Origin of the sequence: Streptomyces sp. DG2A-72 (assembly GCF_030499575.1) — a bacterium.
Lineage (GTDB): Bacteria > Actinomycetota > Actinomycetes > Streptomycetales > Streptomycetaceae > Streptomyces.
Window position 1 is genome coordinate 6,234,704 of sequence record NZ_JASTLC010000001.1, and the last position, 16,082, is coordinate 6,250,785.

The following is a 16,082-nucleotide window of genomic DNA, read 5'->3' on the forward strand; positions in this document are numbered from 1 at the left end:
CCCTGAGGCAGGGCTGAGAAGTCTTAGATTTTCCGCAGAAACTGCGGGCAGGGGTGTCCTCTCGTAATAATTCGGACTTACGTTCCTGCCCGTGACTGCTGAAGACGAACACGGGGACGACAACGGGGGAACGGACAGACACATACGCCCGCGCTCCGGTCTGCTGAAGGCCGTCGGCTTCACCCTGGCCGGTCTGCTGGCGCTGGGCGCCGCGGGGGCCGGCTGGGCCTACTGGCATCTCAACGACAACATCACCAGTGTCGACATCAACAGCGCGCTCGGCGACGACCGCCCGGCCAAGCCGATGACGACGCCCGACGGTTCGGCGTCCGCGTCCCCACTGCCCACCGAGGCACTCAACATCCTGGTGCTGGGCTCGGACTCGCGGGAAGGCGAGGAGAACCAGAAGCTCGGCGGCGGCGACAGCGGCGGCGCCCGCTCCGACACGGCGATGGTCGTCCACCTCGACGCCGGCCGCACCGAGGCCACCGTGGTCAGCATCCCGCGCGACACGCTCGTCACCCGGCCGTCCTGCCCGCTGTCGAACGGGGAGTCGACGCAGGTGGCGTACGGCGTGATGTTCAACAGCGCGTATGCGGTGGGCGGGCCGGTCTGTGCCGTGAAGACCGTCGAGTCGATGACGGACGTCCGCATGGACCACTACATCGAGATCGACTTCTCCGGCTTCGCCAAGCTGGTGGACGCGCTCGGTGGGGTCACCGTCACCACGGACGAGGACATCGACGACGAGGACAGTCACCTGACCCTTGAGGCCGGCACCCACCACCTCGACGGTGAGCGGGCCCTGGCCCTCGCCCGCACCCGGCACGGCATCGGCGACGGCAGCGACCTCGGGCGCATAGGCCTCCAGCAGACGCTCGTGAAGGCCCTCTTGGAGCAGCTGTCCGACATCGGCCCTACCCGGCTCTACTCGGTCGCCGACGCCGTGACCGGCAGCCTCACCACCGACACCGGCCTGGACTCACTGACCGAGCTGTATGCGCTGGGGCAGAGCCTCAAGGGGCTGTCCGCGGACGACACGACGACCGTGACCATGCCGGTGGAGACGGCACCTTCGAACGCCAACCGGGTGGTCGCGGAGGAGCCGGAGGCGCGGGAGCTGTGGGAGTCGTTGCGGTGAGGAGAATTTCCTCGAAGAAATCCGGGGCGCGTGTCGATCCGGCTGTCTCCCGATCGACGCAGGGGTGAGAGGCGGGGAGAGACCCCGCCGGTTCATGTCGAAGGAGTCACCATGCCCCGCTACCTGTCGCTGGTGAAGACCCAGGAGAGCCAGGCGGCCGCCGGCCCCAGTCCCGAGCTGATGCAGCGGATGGGCGAGTTGATCGAGGAGATGGCCAAGGCCGGGGTGATGCTCGACACCGCCGGTCTGACGCCCACCTCCCAGGGCACCCGCGTGCACTGGGAGGACGGGAAGGTCTCCGTGACCGACGGTCCGTTCACCGAGACCAAGGAGGCCGTCGGCGGCTACGCGATCCTGCAGTGCAAGGACAAGGCCGAGGCGCTGGAGTGGACCAAGCGGTTCCTGAAGGTGCACGAGGAGTTCTGGACGGTGACCTGCGAGGTGCGGGAGATCATGGAGGGCTGAGCCTCCGGTCCTTGGAGGCGCGCCGGTCGGGGTGTCCAATGGGGGGCTGTGAGCAGCTCGCAGCCCTCCGCCGACCCGCGATCCACCGTCGAGACCGTCTTCCGTATCGAGTCGCCCCGCGTCATCGCCGCCGTCGCCCGTGTCGTCCGCGACGTCGGCATCGCCGAGGAGCTGGCCCAGGACGCCCTGGTCGCGGCGCTGGAACAGTGGCCCCGGGACGGGGTCCCGGACAATCCGGGCGCGTGGCTGATGGCGACCGCCAAGCACCGCGCCGTCGATCTGATCCGGCGCAAGGAGAACTACGCCCGCAAGCTGGCGGAGATCGGCCGCGACCTGTCGACGGTGACCGAGCCCGAGGAGCCCGCGGACCCCGACGACATCGACGACGACCTGCTCCGCCTCGTCTTCACCGCCTGCCACCCGGTCCTCTCCGCCGAGGCCCACATCGCCCTCACCCTGCGCCTCCTCGGCGGCCTGACCACGGCGGAGATCGCCCGCGCGTTCCTCGTCCCGGAATCGACGGTCGCCCAGCGCATCGTCCGCGCGAAACGCACCCTCGCCGCAAAGAACGTCGCGTTCGAGGTGCCGTACGGCCCCGACCGCGAGGCCCGCCTCGGCTCCGTTCTCGACGTCATCTACCTGATCTTCAACGAGGGTTACGCCGCTACAGCAGGCGACGACTGGCTGCGCCCGTCCCTGTGCGAGGACGCGCTGCGGCTGGCCCGGCAGCTGGCCGGCCTGATGCCCAAGGAGCCCGAGGTGCACGGCCTGGCCTCTCTGCTGGAGTTCCAGGCGTCCCGTATGGCCGCCCGCACCGGCCCGGACGGTGAGCCGGTCCTGCTCCAGGATCAGAGCCGCAGTCGCTGGAACCGGCTCCTCATCGCCCGCGGGATCACCGCCCTCGACCGCGCGGAGGCGGTGTCCACCGGCGTGCCCGGCCCGTACGCCCTCCAGGCCGCGATCGCCGCCTGCCACGCGCACGCGCTCACCTACGAGGACACCGACTGGCGCGCGATCGCCACCCTGTACGGCCTGCTCGCCGCCCGCGCACCCTCCCCGGTCGTCGAACTCAACCGCGCGGTCGCCGTGTCGATGGCGGACGGCCCCGCCCCGGCCCTGGAGATGGTCGACACCCTCGCCGCCGAACCCGCCCTGCGGGACTACCACTTGCTGCCGAGCGTGCGCGGCGATCTGCTGGCCCGCCTGGGGCGTACGGCGGAGGCCCGCGAGGAGTTCGTACGGGCGGCCAGGCTGGCACGCAACGAACGCGAGCGGAAGCTGTTGCTGGCCAGGGCCCGGGAGTGCGATTCGTAACCCGAAGCCGCACATCTGTTCACCGGTAACTCTGTTCCCTCCAGGCTTCTTTGGGCACTACTGTGACCCGGCCTCTGTGTAGAGGCTGTGAAGATCCATGGGGGGATCGACCTTGAGAATGTTCACGCGCCGCCGTGCCGCGGCGCTCGCGACCGCGGCGGTGCTCGCCGCGGTGGGCACCCTGGCCACCGCACCGGGCGCCCTCGCCGACGAGGCAGGGCCCTGGCCGGGCACCGAGGGCCGGATCCTCACTGACGGCCCCGTCCTCGTCGACCCGGCCACCGGCCGGACCACCGCGGTCCCGGGTGCCTCCGGGAACCACGCCGCCTGGGCGCCGGACGGCAGCCGGTTGGTCACCGCCTGGAGCCAGATCTCCAGCGTCCGGCCCAGCGGCTCTTCGAAGATCACGCTGCCCTGGGCGGAGGGCATGCGCTCCAGCGCCGCCTACGAGGACCTGGCCTTCTGGTGGGGCGGCCGCTACGTCGTCTTCGCCACCGGCGGCCAGCTCGCCTACGGCCCCTCCGACGGCTCGTGGGCACCCACCCCGCTGCTGTCCGAGGCCCTGGAACCGGCCAAGGTCTGCGACGAGGACCCGACGGTGAGCCCGTCCGGCCTGCTCGCCTTCTCACGCCGTATCGAAGGCTGCTCCGACAGCGCGTGGATCTACACCTACGACGGGACCACCAACACGCTCAAGCGGGTCCTCAGGAACGCCGAGCAGCCCGCCTTCTCGCCCGACGGCACCAAGCTGGCCTTCGTCCGCAAGGATGCCGACGGCAACGCGCAGATCTTCACGGCGAACGCCGACGGCACCGGCGTCCGGCAGCACACCAACGGCCCCCGCTGGTACGCCAACCCGTCCTGGTCGCCCACCGGCAAGCGGATCGTCGTCGACGCCCACACCTCGCCGCACAGCAGCGACGTACACACCACCGAGTACGTCGACCTGGCCACCGGCGAGCTCACCCGGGTCCCGGGCACTCCGCAGGGCAGCAACCCCAGCTGGCAGCCGCTGCGCAAGAACCGCACCGGCCGGGTCTGGGGCAGCAACGCCTACAACACCAACCTCGCCTCCTCGCGCTGGACCTGGAACAAGATCGGCGGCAGCGTGCCGGGCCTGCTGGACGCCAAGGCGGCGGTGCTGGTCAACCAGGACGACATGGCGTACGCGCTCACCGCGCCCGCGCTGGCCGGCAAGAAGCAGGGGCCGGTGCTCACGACCCCGAAGAGCGGGCTGTCCACGGCGGTGAAGAGCGAGCTGAAGCGGGCGCTGAAGCCGGGCGCCAGTGTGTATCTCGTCGGCGGCACGTCCATTCTCAGCGGCAATGTCGCCGCCCAGCTGAAGACGCTCGGCTACGTCCCCAAGCGGCTGTCCGGCGCCGACCGCTACGAGACGTCGGTCAAGGTGGCGCGGTCCGTCACCGGCGCCCCGAAGTATGTGTTCCTGGCGTCGGGCACCGACTACCGCGCGGCCCTCCCGGCAGCCGCCGCGGCCGGCGCCGACGGAGCGGGCAGCGCGGGCAGCGTCGTCCTCACCAGCGGCAACAAGCTGACCGCGTCCGTGAAGTCGTACCTCAACAGCCTGAACCCCGACAAGACCATGATCATCACGGTCGGGTCGGACGCCAAGTACGCGCTGACCCACACGGCCTTCTCCAGGTGGCCGTCGAGGTACGCGTACTACCCGATCACGGGGAGCACCGACGCGGCCCTGTCGGTGGCGGTCGCCAAGTTCTGGTGGACGGCGCCGAGTTCGGTGGCGCTCGCCTACGCGGGCGCCTGGCGCGACGGCCTGTCCGCCGGTGCGGCGATGAACGTCTTCGGGCCCCTCCTGTGGACCTCCCGCCCCGCCCTGTCGGACGAGACCAAGAGCTATCTGCTGCGCGAGTCCGCGAGCACGAGCTTCACGGTCGCGTTCGGCCCCACCGCCTCCGTCACCGCGAGCACGCTGAACACGGCGGGCTCCTCGATCAGCGCGAGCGGCACCCAGTTCGTGTACCACGAGTACTACAACGGCACGGTGCCCACGAGCGCGCAGACCGGCACCTTCTCGGCCCGCACGAACGGCGGTCAGCCCGCCACCGTGGCCCGCACCGGCCCGGTCGGCGCCGACCCCCACCTGGAGCCCCTCAAGAGGCTCCACCGGCAGTAGCCGACGGCTGCGCGGGGGCGCCGACGAGCATGGTCGGCGCCCCCGCGACCCGGGTGAGGAACACCGTCGCCGCGTTGGGCCCCTGCGGCTTGACCTTCCTGCGCAACTCCTCCGGCTCCACCGCCGACCCACGCTTCTTCACGGTCAGTGTCCCGACCTGCCGCTCCCGGAGCAGGGCCTTCAACTTCTTCACGTTGAAGTGGAGTTGGTCGGTGATCTCGTACGCGGTGGCGTACGGGGTCTCGTGGTGCTCGTCGGCGGTGATGTAGGCGATGGTGGGGTCGATCAGCCCGCCTTCCAGGTCCTCGGCGACCTCGGCGACCAGATGGGCCCGGATGACGGCGCCGTCGGGCTCGTACAAGTACCGCCCGACGGGCCGGACCTGGGGATCCGGCAGCCCGCGTCCGAGCAGGGTGCGCGGCCCCGGCAGCAGGGTCGCGCGTACGGCACCCGGCTCGGTGCCGAACCACAGCACCGCCTCCTTCACATCCCCGCCGTCGGAGATCCACTCGGCCTCGGCCTCGGCGGGGACGGCTTCATGGGGGATTCCGGGCGCGATCTTCAGAGCGGCGCGCCGGCCTTTCCGGGCCGTCCGCACCGCCCAGGACAGGGGCGGCGAGTAGGCCTCGGGGTCGAAGATCCGGCCGCGACCGCCACGCCGGGCGGGATCGACGAACACGGCGTCGTACGGAGCCGTATCCACCTCCGTCACATCCGCTTCCCGCACCTCGATCAGCCCGGCCAGCCCCAGCACGTCGGCGTTCGCGCGCGCCACCGCTGCCGTCAGCGCATCCCGGTCGACGGCCAGCACCCGAATCCCGGCGCGGGCGAAGGCGATCGCGTCGCCGCCGATACCGCAGCACAGGTCCGCGACGGACCGGATCCCCAGCGCCTTGAATCGCTCGGCCCGATACGCCGCCACGCTCGCCCGGGTCGACTGCTCGACCCCGTTCGGCGTGAAGAACATCCGCTCCGCGTCCTCGGCCCCGAACTTCGCCACCGCTCGCTGCCGCAGCCGCGCCTGCCCGAGCGCCGCCGACACCAGCTCGGCGGGGTGTTCGCGGCGCAGCCGGGTGGCGACGGCGAGTTCCTGCGCGGGGTCGGTGCCGCGGACCTCGTCGAGGAGGGCGCGGCCTTCGGGGGTGAGGAGGGGGGCGAGGTCGTTCACCGGTTCATTGTGGGCCAGTCGGTGGATGGTGCACGCGCGGCGGCGGTGTCGGCCGGGGTTCGGGACGGGTGCCTGCGAGGATCCGGCCCCATGCGAGTAGTCGTACAAAATGATAAATACGGTGCGTATCGGAAGCGGCGGATTCGAACCGGAATCGCCGTGCTCGCCGCCGCGGCCATCGCCTCGGGCTGCGCGGACGACGCCTCCACGGCACGGCCCGCAGCAGGCCAGCCGCCTCGTGAAGCGCCCGTCGCCAAGGTCCCCGACAAGCACGCCGCGCAGCGGGCTCGGGTCGCGGCGGCGAAGCGCTGGGGCCTGTCGAGGGTCCCCCTGACGGCCCCGCCGCCCCCGGCCGTGAAACCGGAGATCAAGACCCGCGCGGGCTTCGAGGTGGACGGCCATGAGGAGGACGACCTTCCGCCGGTCTTCACCACCATCCCCACCCGGCAGAAGATCGTCTTCCTCACGATCGACGACGGCGCCGAGAAGGACCCGGCGTTCCTGCGCATGATGCGCGAACTGCGGGTCCCGTACACCGCGTTCCTCAGCGACTACCTGGTGAAGGAGGACTACCGCTACTTCAAGCGCATGCAGCGGGCGGGGGCGAGCCTGAACAACCACACCCTCCACCACCCCTACATGCCGGGCCTGTCGTACTCCCGCCAGAAGCGCGAGATCTGCGGCATGCAGAACGTCATCGAGAAGCACTACGGCACCCGCCCGACCCTCTTCCGCCCGCCCTTCGGCAACTACAACGCGGACACCCTGTACGCCGCGAAGGCCTGCGGCATCAAGTACGCGCCCCTGTGGAACGAGGAGGTCTTCGCCGACCACTGGGACTACCGCGAGTGGGACCGTGACCTTCATCCCGGCGACATCGTTCTCAGCCATTTCCGCGGTAAGGACGACTGGAAGGGCACGATGCCGGACATGGTCCGACGGTTCCTGGAGAAGGTCACGGCGAAGGGGTACGCCGTGGCACGCCTGGAGGACTACCTGTGAGGCTGCGCGCGGCCGGGGCGCTGGCGCTGACCGCCGCGCTGCTCACCGGCTGCGCCCAGTCCGTCGACCCCATCGAACGCCTCGGCCAGAAAGCGGCCGGACGGGTGAGCCCGCACGGCCCGGAGGCGGACCGGGGTCTGCCGCCCGTGGTGGACCGGGTCCGCACCAAAGACAGGGTCGTCTTCCTGACCTACGACGACGGCGCGGAGAAGGACCCCCGCTTCGTCGACATGGTCCGCGAACGGCGGCTCCCGGTCAGCATGTTCCTCACCGACAGCGTCGTGGGTCCGGGCTACGGCCACTTCGCGCGCCTGCAGTCGGTCGGCGCGAGCATCCAGAACCACACCCTCGACCACACCGCCCTGCCCGGCCTGCCCTACGCCGGCCAGCGCGCCGAGATCTGCGGCCAGCAGGACAAACTCAAGTCCCGCTTCGGCATCCGCCCCCGCCTCTTCCGCCCACCCCACGGCCGCTACGACATGACGACCCTGCACGCGACCGCCGACTGCGGCCTCTCGGCGATCGTCCTGTGGACCTCCGCCGACTCCGACGACGCCCCCCTCCACCCCGGCGACATCATCCTCATCGGCCCGGACGACCCGACCGGCCCACCCCTGTGGGAGCGAACGGAACGGGTGCTGCGGCGGGTGGAGGGGGCAGGGCTGAGGGTGGGGCGGCTTGAGGATTACTTGTAGGCGACTCAGCCCGTCCGGCGTTTGAGGACGAGGCCGTTCAGGGCGAAGCGGGGGGTCTGGGGGGCGCAGCCCCCAGGAAACCCGACGCCGGGTTCCAGGCAACGGACGTCCACAAGACTCCGCCGACGCGCCGCAGGCATTGGCACTCCGCTTGACCGAGTGCTAACCCCGTCATAGTCTCTGGTCTGGCACTCGGCAGAGGAGAGTGCCAACAAGCGACGGGCAGGTCCGGCACCCGCGACGACGGATCGACCTGGTCGCCACCTCAGACAGTTAACCCCGTGAGATCTCCGAAGGGGGAGGTCGGATCGTGACGACCGCCAGCTCCAAGGTTGCCATCAAGCCGCTCGAGGACCGCATTGTGGTCCAGCCGCTGGACGCCGAGCAGACCACGGCCTCTGGCCTGGTCATTCCGGACACCGCCAAGGAGAAGCCCCAGGAGGGCGTCGTCCTGGCCGTGGGCCCGGGCCGCTTCGAGAACGGCGAGCGCCTGCCGCTCGACGTCAAGACCGGCGACATCGTGCTGTACAGCAAGTACGGCGGCACCGAAGTGAAGTACAACGGCGAGGAGTACCTGGTGCTCTCCGCTCGCGACGTGCTCGCGATCATCGAGAAGTAGATCAACGAAGCACACTTGCTTTTGAGCTGCGCCCCGGGCCCCCGCGAACTTATGAAGCCGGGCGTCAGGGGCGCAGTTCGTTTCACCCACGTTTTCCGAGAGGGCTGAACCGCTCCCATGGCGAAGATCCTGAAGTTCGACGAGGACGCCCGTCGCGCCCTCGAGCGCGGCGTCAACAAGCTTGCCGACACGGTCAAGGTGACGATCGGCCCCAAGGGCCGCAACGTCGTCATCGACAAGAAGTTCGGCGCACCCACCATCACCAACGACGGTGTCACGATCGCCCGCGAGGTAGAGATCGAGGACCCGTACGAGAACCTCGGCGCGCAGCTGGTGAAGGAGGTGGCGACCAAGACCAACGACATCGCTGGTGACGGCACCACCACCGCCACCGTGCTGGCCCAGGCGCTGGTCCGCGAGGGCCTGAAGAACGTCGCCGCCGGCGCCTCCCCGGCCGCCCTGAAGAAGGGCATCGACGCCGCCGTCGCCGCGGTCTCCGCGGAACTCCTCGCCACCGCGCGTCCGATCGACGAGAAGTCCGACATCGCAGCCGTCGCCGCGCTGTCCGCCCAGGACCAGCAGGTCGGCGAGCTGATCGCCGAGGCGATGGACAAGGTCGGCAAGGACGGTGTCATCACCGTCGAGGAGTCCAACACCTTCGGTCTGGAGCTGGACTTCACCGAGGGCATGGCCTTCGACAAGGGCTACCTGTCGCCGTACATGGTGTCCGACCAGGAGCGTATGGAGGCCGTCCTCGACGACCCGTACATCCTGATCAACCAGGGCAAGATCTCGTCCATCCAGGACCTGCTGCCGCTGCTGGAGAAGGTCATCCAGTCCAACTCCTCCAAGCCGCTGCTGATCATCGCCGAGGACGTGGAGGGCGAGGCCCTCTCCACCCTCGTCGTGAACAAGATCCGCGGCACCTTCAACGCGGTGGCCGTCAAGGCCCCCGGCTTCGGCGACCGCCGCAAGGCGATGCTGGAGGACATGGCCGTCCTCACCGGCGCCACCGTCATCTCCGAGGAGGTCGGCCTCAAGCTCGACCAGGCCGGTCTGGACGTCCTCGGCTCCGCCCGCCGCGTCACCGTCACCAAGGACGACACCACGATCGTCGACGGTGCCGGTGAGAAGGGCGGCGTCGAGGGCCGCATCGCGCAGATCAAGGCCGAGATCGAGACCACGGACTCCGACTGGGACCGCGAGAAGCTCCAGGAGCGCCTTGCGAAGCTGGCCGGCGGCGTGTGCGTGATCAAGGTCGGCGCCGCCACCGAGGTGGAGCTGAAGGAGAAGAAGCACCGTCTGGAGGACGCCATCTCCGCGACCCGCGCCGCGGTCGAGGAGGGCATCGTCTCCGGTGGTGGCTCCGCGCTCGTCCACGCCGCCAAGGTCCTCGAGGGCAACCTCGACAAGACCGGCGACGAGGCCACCGGTGTCGCCGTCGTCCGCCGCGCGGTCGTCGAGCCGCTGCGCTGGATCGCCGAGAACGCCGGCCTGGAGGGCTACGTCATCACCTCCAAGGTCGCCGAGCTCGACAAGGGCCAGGGCTTCAACGCCGCCACCGGCGAGTACGGCGACCTGGTCAAGGCCGGCGTCATCGACCCGGTGAAGGTCACCCGCTCCGCCCTGGAGAACGCCGCCTCCATCGCCTCCCTGCTCCTGACGACCGAGACCCTGGTCGTCGAGAAGAAGGAAGAGGAAGAGCCGGCCGCCGCGGGCGGCCACGGCCACGCCCACTGACGTACGTCAGCACCGAGGCCCGGCACCCCTGGGGTGCCGGGCCTTCGCGTTGCCCTACTTCTCCAGCGCGTCCAGCGCGCCCAGCTGCTCCATCAGCCCGAGCCGGTCGTACTGCCACCAGCCCTCGGCGATCTTCCCGTCCGCAGTGCACCGGTGGATGGTCGTCCCGGTCATGGTGACCCGCTTCCCGGTGGATGCGATCCCGAGGAACTCGCCCTTGTGCAGGCCGTTCCAGGTCCACCGGGTGCACACCCGGTCACCCTGGGCCAGCTGGTCCTCGATCGTGAACGAGAAGTCGAAGCCGCCCCGCCACATCTCCACCTCGCGCCGGATCGCATCGAGCCCGATGGCGTCCTGCGGGTTGCTGGGATCGTGGTCGTGATAGTCCTCGATGAGCACATCGTTGAACGTGGGCGCCTCGCCCTTCCCGGGCAGCGCGTCGAAGAACCGCCGCGCGGTGGCCGCGTACAACTGCTCGTCGCGCACCACGTCCAGATCCGTGAACGTCGGCATCTCGTCGCAGAGGGCGACCATGTCCCGGAAGATCTTGTCGGTCTCCGGGAGTTGCGAGTTCCGCATCGCCTCCTCGTACGACGGGAACTCCACGATCTCGATGAAGTGCAACGCGTCGGACCGGTCCTTGCCGATCACGCTGTGCGTCGCGGTCCTCTTCCCCTTGGTCTGCTCGACCCAGGTGTCCATCAGCCGGTTCATCTCGTCGAACCGGCTCGTCTTGCAGTCGATGAGCTGTACGAACGTCATGGCGTCGCCTCCGTCCCCCCGAGGGTCCGGTCGAACAGCTCCATTCTCCTCCTGAGCGCTCCTTCTGTCGGCCTACTGCGGCCCGTACTTGCGTCCCGTCTTCGAGGTGATCCCGCCGAGCATCCCGCGCGGCACCACCTTCGCCATGCCCATCAGCACCTTGTAGCGGGGGTCGGGAATCGACAGCGTCTTGCCGCGCGCCAGGTCGGCAAGGGCCGCCGCGACCAGTTTGTCGGCGTCCAGCCACATCCAGCCGGGGATGTTGTCCGTGCCCATCCCGGCCCGCTCGTGGAACTCCGTACGGACGAAACCGGGGGCCAGCGCCATCAGCCGCACGCCGCTGCCGGCCAGATCACGCGCCGCGCCCTGCGTGAACTGCACGACCCACGCCTTGGACGCCCCGTACGTACCGCGCGGCACGAAGGCGGCGACCGAGGCGACGTTGATGACGCCACCCCGCCCGCGCTCCCGCATCGCCTCCGCCGCGGCCGAGGTCAGCCGCAGCACCGCCTCGCAGTGCACCTTGAGCATCTTCAGCTCGTCGGCCATGGACACGTCGAGATAGCGGCCCTTGTTGCCGAAGCCCGCGTTGTTGATCAGCAGGTCGACGGGGTTCTTGCGGTCGGCGAGGCGGGCGGCCACCGCGTCGATACCGGTGTCCTCGGCGAGGTCGGCGGACAGCACCTCCGCCTCGATGCCGTGCCGGTCGTGCAGTTCGGTCGCCTGCTCCGCGAGCCGCTTGGTGTCCCGCGCGACCAGGACGAGGTTGTGCCCGTCGGCCGCCAGCCGCCGCGCGAACGCGGCGCCGATGCCCGCGGTGGATCCGGTGATGAGAGCCGTTGTCATGGCGCAAGGTTAAACACCCGGATGCTGTGCGTCCGCTCCCTGCACAGGCCCTCCCGGTAGGTGAAGCCCGGGCGAAGGACGAGGTGGTGAGAGCGCGTCAGGTCGAGGGGCGCGACGCGGTGCGGGAGGGGATCAGGCGCCGAGGGGTCCGGCGCCCTGCTTCTCCAGGTACTCCCGCGCCTTCGCCAGCGCCTCCGGGTGCAGTGCCTCGCCCGCCGCGAGCAGCCGGGGCAGCAGCGCCCGTTCGGTGGTCACCGCACGGAACTGAAGCGCGACGGTCACCTCGTGATCGGGCCGGTGCACGACCTCGACCGGATCGCCCGCGCGGACCTCGCCGGGCTCGATCACCCGCAGATACGCGCCGGGCGCCCCCTTCGCCGTGAAGCGCTTCACCCACCGCTCTTCACCCACATGGACCTGGAAGGTGCTGCACGGAATCCGGCCGCTGGTGACCTCCAGCACCACGGACCCGATGCGCCAGCGCTCGCCGATCCGCGCTCCGGACACATCCAGACCGGTCGTCGTGAGGTTCTCGCCGAACACGCCGTTCGCCAGCGGTCGTCCCAACTCCCGTTCCCAGTCGTCGAGATCCTCGCGCGCGACCGCGTACACGGCCTGGTCGTCGCCGCCGTGATGCCGCGTGTGGCACACCGCGTCCCCGGCCACCCCGCTCGCCCCGACGCCCTTGGGCCCGGGCGCCGCCACCCGCACCGGCCCGTCCACCGGCCGCTTGTCGATGCCGGTCACACCGTCCGGCTGGTCCGTGTACGGCACGGACTTCGGGCGGCCCAGATTGACAGACAGAAGCTTCACGGAGGGCACGCTAGCGCTCCGCTGGAAGAACGGTGACAAACCGCTGGCCGGTGGGGGCTGGTCGCGCAGTTCCCCGCGCCCCTTACGGGGCGCTACCGGCACCCAAAGTGTCGACGGGGTATTCGGCGTCGTACCCAAGGAGCGCTTATGCTCAAGGGGTGATCGAGGCCCGTCATCTCCGTGTCCTGCGCGCCGTGGCCACCACCGGTTCCTTCTCGGCGGCGGGCCGTGAACTGGGCTGCACCCAGCCCGCCGTCAGCCAGCAGATGAAGGCCCTGGAGGCGTCGGTCGGCACCCCCCTGCTGATCCGCACCGGCCGCGAAATGCGGCTGACCCAGGCCGGCGAGGCCCTTGTCCGGCACGCCTCCGGCATCCTCGCCGGGCTCACCGCCGCCGAGGAGGAGGTCGCCGCGATCGCGGGCCTGCGCGCGGGCCGCGTCCGCCTGGTCTCCTTTCCCAGCGGCAGCTCCACCCTCGTCCCCACCGCCCTCGCCGCCCTGCGCGCCGCCCACCCCGGCACCCGCGTCTTTCTGGAGGAGGCCGAACCGCCGCGCTCCGTGGAGATGCTGCGCGAGGGCGACTGCGACATGGCCCTCGCCTTCCGCTACGAGGGAGCGGCGGGCGCCGAGGAGTGGGACGACCTCGTCGTACGACCGCTGCTGCGCGACCGGCTCGTAGCGCTGGTGCCCGAACGCCACCGGCTCGGCCGGGCGGACTCCGTCGCCATCGGCGAACTCGCCGCCGAACCTTGGATCGCGGGCTGCCCGCGCTGCCGCGGCCAGTTGATCGAGGTCTGCGAGGGTGCGGGCTTCACTCCCCGCATCGACTTCGCGACCGACGACTATCCGGCGGTCGTCGGCCTGGTGGCCGCGGGCCTGGGCGTCGCCGTCCTGCCCCAGCTCGCCATCGAGTCCGTACGACCACGGGGCGCGCGCACGGTGACGCTGGAACCGGCGGTACGGCGGGAGATCGTCGCGCTCACGCTGCCCGACCTGGCGCAGGTGCCTGCCGTGGCGGCGACGCTGGAGCAACTGGCGCGGGCGGCCACAAGGTAGGGGCACGCGAGCGCGTGCCCCTTGTGCGGTCCGTGTGTGCAGAAATTGTGCAGAAACGTTCCTTCGGATGTGGTTCAACTCGACGAGGCATGTTCGCCGGCCGGTGATGCCGACACCAGCCGATTGCGCGCCCGCCCCATGAGCTCTTCGCGCTCGTCCTCGGTCAGGCCGCCCCAGACGCCGTACGGCTCGCGCACCGCCAGCGCGTGCGCCGCGCACTGGGCGCGGACCGGGCACCTCATGCAGACCTCCTTGGCCGAGTTCTCACGAGCACTCCGCGCCGCACCGCGCTCACCCTCCGGATGAAAGAAGAGCGAGCTGTCCACCCCGCGACAGGCAGCCAGCAGCTGCCAGTCCCACAGGTCCGCGTTCGGTCCGGGAAGGCGGGAGAAATCTGCCATTACGTGACCCCTTGTAGCCGTTCTGGGCGGATACGGTGTCCACGACCGTACATCTACGATCTAAGGAGATGAAAATATGACTCATTGCGAATCTAGCCTCAGAATCTGCTTGATGGGAAGAAATAGGGCTAAATGGGGCATGGTTGTGATGAAACGTTCAGGGTCTACTGCGCCTGTCTGCACCGTGTCCGCCCCCTCACGTAGAGTGCCGAAGACGGCGCACGGCCCCGTAACTCTTTCGAGTGACCGTCGTTGAGAGTGCGGAGGCGGTTGAACCAACAAGCGCTCGGGCAGGCGTCCGACGCGGTCGACCGCACAGGTGACGATTTCGTACCAGCCTGGAGGCTCAAGGTGACGTGCATCAGCTGCGGAGGACGGCCATGACATCCGTCCTCGTCTGCGACGACTCCCCGCTTGCCCGAGAGGCGCTTCGCCGCGCGGTCGCGACCGTGCCCGGCGTCGAGCGCGTGACGACCGCGGCCAACGGCGAGGAAGTCCTCCGCCGCTGGGGCGCCGACCGCTCGGACCTGATTCTGATGGACGTACGCATGCCCGGTCTGGGCGGCGTCGAGACCGTCCGGCGGCTGCTGTCCGCCGACCCCGGTGCGCGCATCATCATGCTCACCGTCGCCGAGGACCTGGACGGCGTGGCCCTCGCGGTCGCCGCCGGTGCGCGGGGGTATCTGCACAAGGATGCCTCGCGCGCGGAACTGCGCGCCACGGTGACGCAGGCGCTGGCGGATCCGACGTGGCGTCTCGCCCCGCGGCGGCTGCGGTCCGCCGAGATGGGCGCGGCGCCGACGCTCACGGCGCGTGAGATCCAGGTGCTCGAGGGTATGAGCCATGGTCGTTCCAACGCGGAGATCGGTCGCGAGCTTTTTCTCTCCGAGGACACGGTCAAGACGCATGCTCGGCGGTTGTTCAAGAAGCTCGGTGCGTCGGACCGGGCGCATGCGGTGGCGCTTGGCTTCCGATGGGGTCTGGTTCGTTAAGCGCCCCACTGTGGGTGCCGCGTTGTGCCGTCTGGCGGCTGCGGGTTTGTCGTGGCTGGTCGCGCAGTTCCCCGCGCCCCTTCGGGGGCGCGGATGCGAGGTCGGTCAATCGGTCCCGTCGGTGCCCGCTGCTCGTTTCGGCGCGCATGCCGCATCCTTGAGGTGTGGAGTCTCTCGGGGACGAGTCGGTCGAGCGGAAGGGGAGGGCGCAAGGGATGAGTTCCGGCGCACCTGCTCATAACGCTTCGGTGCACAACAACGGACGCGGTGCCACGGACCGGACGGCCGCAAGGCACCATGGACCGATGCGCGATGACGAGGCATCCCGTGCCCAAGGGGCGATCGGAGCGCTCGTTCATCGCGCCGTCGACGGGGACGAGCAGGCGACGCATGACCTGCTCGCCCATGTTCACCCCTTGGCACTGCGCTACTGCCGCACCCGTCTGTCCCGGCTTCCGGGCGACGCGCGGCACTTTGTGGAGGACCTGGCCCAGGAGGTCTGCGTCGCCGTCCTCCTCGCCCTCCCGCGCTACAAGGACACCGGCCGCCCCTTCGAGGCCTTCGTCTTCGCCATCGCCGCGCACAAGGTCGCGGACCTGCAGCGGGCGGCGATGCGGCACCCGGGGTCGACGGCGGTCCCGTCGGACGAGATGCCGGAGCGGCCCGACGACTCACTGGGCCCCGAAGAGCGCGCGCTGCTGAGCAGCGACGCCGAATGGGCCAAGAAACTGCTGGCCAACCTCCCGGAGAACCAGCGCGAGCTGCTGCTGCTGCGTATCGCCGTGGGCTTGACGGCGGAGGAGACGGGTCAGATGTTGGGAATGTCACCCGGTGCGGTCCGAGTGGCGCAGCACCGGGCGCTGAGCCGACTCAGGGCACTGGCAGAGCAGTAATCCCTTTGCCGTAAGCGCCTTCCT

The 16,082-nt window shown here is 70.0% G+C and carries 16 protein-coding genes; 11 read left to right on the forward strand and 5 right to left on the reverse strand.

The genetic code is table 11. The features are described 5' to 3' along the window. Positions 1-142 precede the first annotated feature (142 nt). From QQY66_RS29815 to QQY66_RS29830, 4 genes are all read left to right on the forward strand, one after another. A complete protein-coding gene (locus tag QQY66_RS29815) occupies positions 143-1,141 on the forward strand; it encodes an LCP family protein (RefSeq protein ID WP_301987541.1) in 999 nt (332 codons plus the stop codon). Between the two features lie 111 nt (positions 1,142-1,252). After that, a complete protein-coding gene (locus QQY66_RS29820; protein WP_301983338.1) occupies positions 1,253-1,606 on the forward strand; it encodes a YciI family protein in 354 nt (117 codons plus the stop codon). Positions 1,607-1,654: 48 nt separating this feature from the next. Beyond that, positions 1,655-2,920: an RNA polymerase sigma factor gene (locus QQY66_RS29825; RefSeq protein WP_301983339.1), complete on the forward strand. Its 1,266-nt coding sequence runs from the start codon at positions 1,655-1,657 to the stop codon at positions 2,918-2,920. 118 nt (positions 2,921-3,038) lie between these two features. Then, the gene (locus QQY66_RS29830) at positions 3,039-5,072 is read left to right on the forward strand and encodes a cell wall-binding repeat-containing protein (protein WP_301987542.1); all 2,034 of its coding nucleotides are present in this window, start codon (positions 3,039-3,041) and stop codon (positions 5,070-5,072) included. Here QQY66_RS29830 and QQY66_RS29835 read toward each other — a convergent pair. Then, positions 5,050-6,240 carry an SAM-dependent methyltransferase gene (locus QQY66_RS29835; protein ID WP_301983340.1) on the reverse strand — a complete coding sequence of 397 codons (1,191 nt, stop codon included), beginning with the start codon at positions 6,238-6,240 and terminating at the stop codon, positions 5,050-5,052. The two genes, QQY66_RS29830 and QQY66_RS29835, sit on opposite strands and share 23 nt — an antisense overlap. 90 nt (positions 6,241-6,330) lie before the next feature. Between QQY66_RS29835 and QQY66_RS29840 the strand changes: the two genes are divergently transcribed. The 4 genes from QQY66_RS29840 to groL all read left to right on the forward strand — a co-directional run bounded on the left by QQY66_RS29840 (position 6,331) and on the right by groL (position 10,296). Beyond that, complete coding sequence (locus QQY66_RS29840) at positions 6,331-7,242, forward strand: polysaccharide deacetylase family protein (protein ID WP_301983341.1); 912 nt, start codon at positions 6,331-6,333, stop codon at positions 7,240-7,242. Beyond that, on the forward strand, positions 7,239-7,937 hold the full coding sequence (locus QQY66_RS29845) for a polysaccharide deacetylase family protein (protein ID WP_301983342.1): 699 nt from the start codon (positions 7,239-7,241) through the stop codon (positions 7,935-7,937). Before QQY66_RS29840 ends, QQY66_RS29845 begins: the two co-directional genes overlap by 4 nt. A 310-nt stretch (positions 7,938-8,247) precedes the next feature. Beyond that, a complete protein-coding gene (gene groES / locus QQY66_RS29850; protein WP_055493212.1) occupies positions 8,248-8,556 on the forward strand; it encodes a co-chaperone GroES in 309 nt (102 codons plus the stop codon). A 117-nt stretch (positions 8,557-8,673) separates the two neighbouring features. Beyond that, the gene (gene groL / locus QQY66_RS29855) at positions 8,674-10,296 is read left to right on the forward strand and encodes a chaperonin GroEL (protein ID WP_301983343.1); all 1,623 of its coding nucleotides are present in this window, start codon (positions 8,674-8,676) and stop codon (positions 10,294-10,296) included. Between the two features lie 54 nt (positions 10,297-10,350). Here the strand turns inward: groL and QQY66_RS29860 are convergent, their stop codons facing one another. From QQY66_RS29860 to QQY66_RS29870, 3 genes are all read right to left on the reverse strand, one after another. Then, positions 10,351-11,058 (reverse strand): ester cyclase, encoded by a 708-nt coding sequence (locus QQY66_RS29860; RefSeq protein WP_301983344.1) that lies wholly within the window; start codon positions 11,056-11,058, stop codon positions 10,351-10,353. A gap of 72 nt (positions 11,059-11,130) precedes the next feature. Next, a complete protein-coding gene (locus tag QQY66_RS29865; protein WP_301983345.1) occupies positions 11,131-11,904 on the reverse strand; it encodes an SDR family oxidoreductase in 774 nt (257 codons plus the stop codon). 132 nt (positions 11,905-12,036) lie between these two features. Next, positions 12,037-12,717 (reverse strand): MOSC domain-containing protein, encoded by a 681-nt coding sequence (locus tag QQY66_RS29870; RefSeq protein ID WP_301983346.1) that lies wholly within the window; start codon positions 12,715-12,717, stop codon positions 12,037-12,039. Between the two features lie 158 nt (positions 12,718-12,875). Here QQY66_RS29870 and QQY66_RS29875 point away from each other — a divergent pair, with 158 nt between their 5' ends. Next, positions 12,876-13,772: a LysR family transcriptional regulator gene (locus QQY66_RS29875; protein WP_301983347.1), complete on the forward strand. Its 897-nt coding sequence runs from the start codon at positions 12,876-12,878 to the stop codon at positions 13,770-13,772. A 74-nt stretch (positions 13,773-13,846) separates the two neighbouring features. Here the strand turns inward: QQY66_RS29875 and QQY66_RS29880 are convergent, their stop codons facing one another. Beyond that, positions 13,847-14,173: a WhiB family transcriptional regulator gene (locus QQY66_RS29880; protein WP_210572845.1), complete on the reverse strand. Its 327-nt coding sequence runs from the start codon at positions 14,171-14,173 to the stop codon at positions 13,847-13,849. A 380-nt stretch (positions 14,174-14,553) separates the two neighbouring features. Here QQY66_RS29880 and QQY66_RS29885 point away from each other — a divergent pair, with 380 nt between their 5' ends. Then, positions 14,554-15,165, forward strand: coding sequence for a response regulator transcription factor (locus QQY66_RS29885; RefSeq protein ID WP_003948568.1), 612 nt, complete (start codon positions 14,554-14,556; stop codon positions 15,163-15,165). A 305-nt stretch (positions 15,166-15,470) separates the two neighbouring features. Next, positions 15,471-16,058, forward strand: a complete 588-nt coding sequence (locus QQY66_RS29890; RefSeq protein WP_301983348.1) for a sigma-70 family RNA polymerase sigma factor — start codon at positions 15,471-15,473, stop codon at positions 16,056-16,058. Positions 16,059-16,082 lie beyond the last annotated feature (24 nt).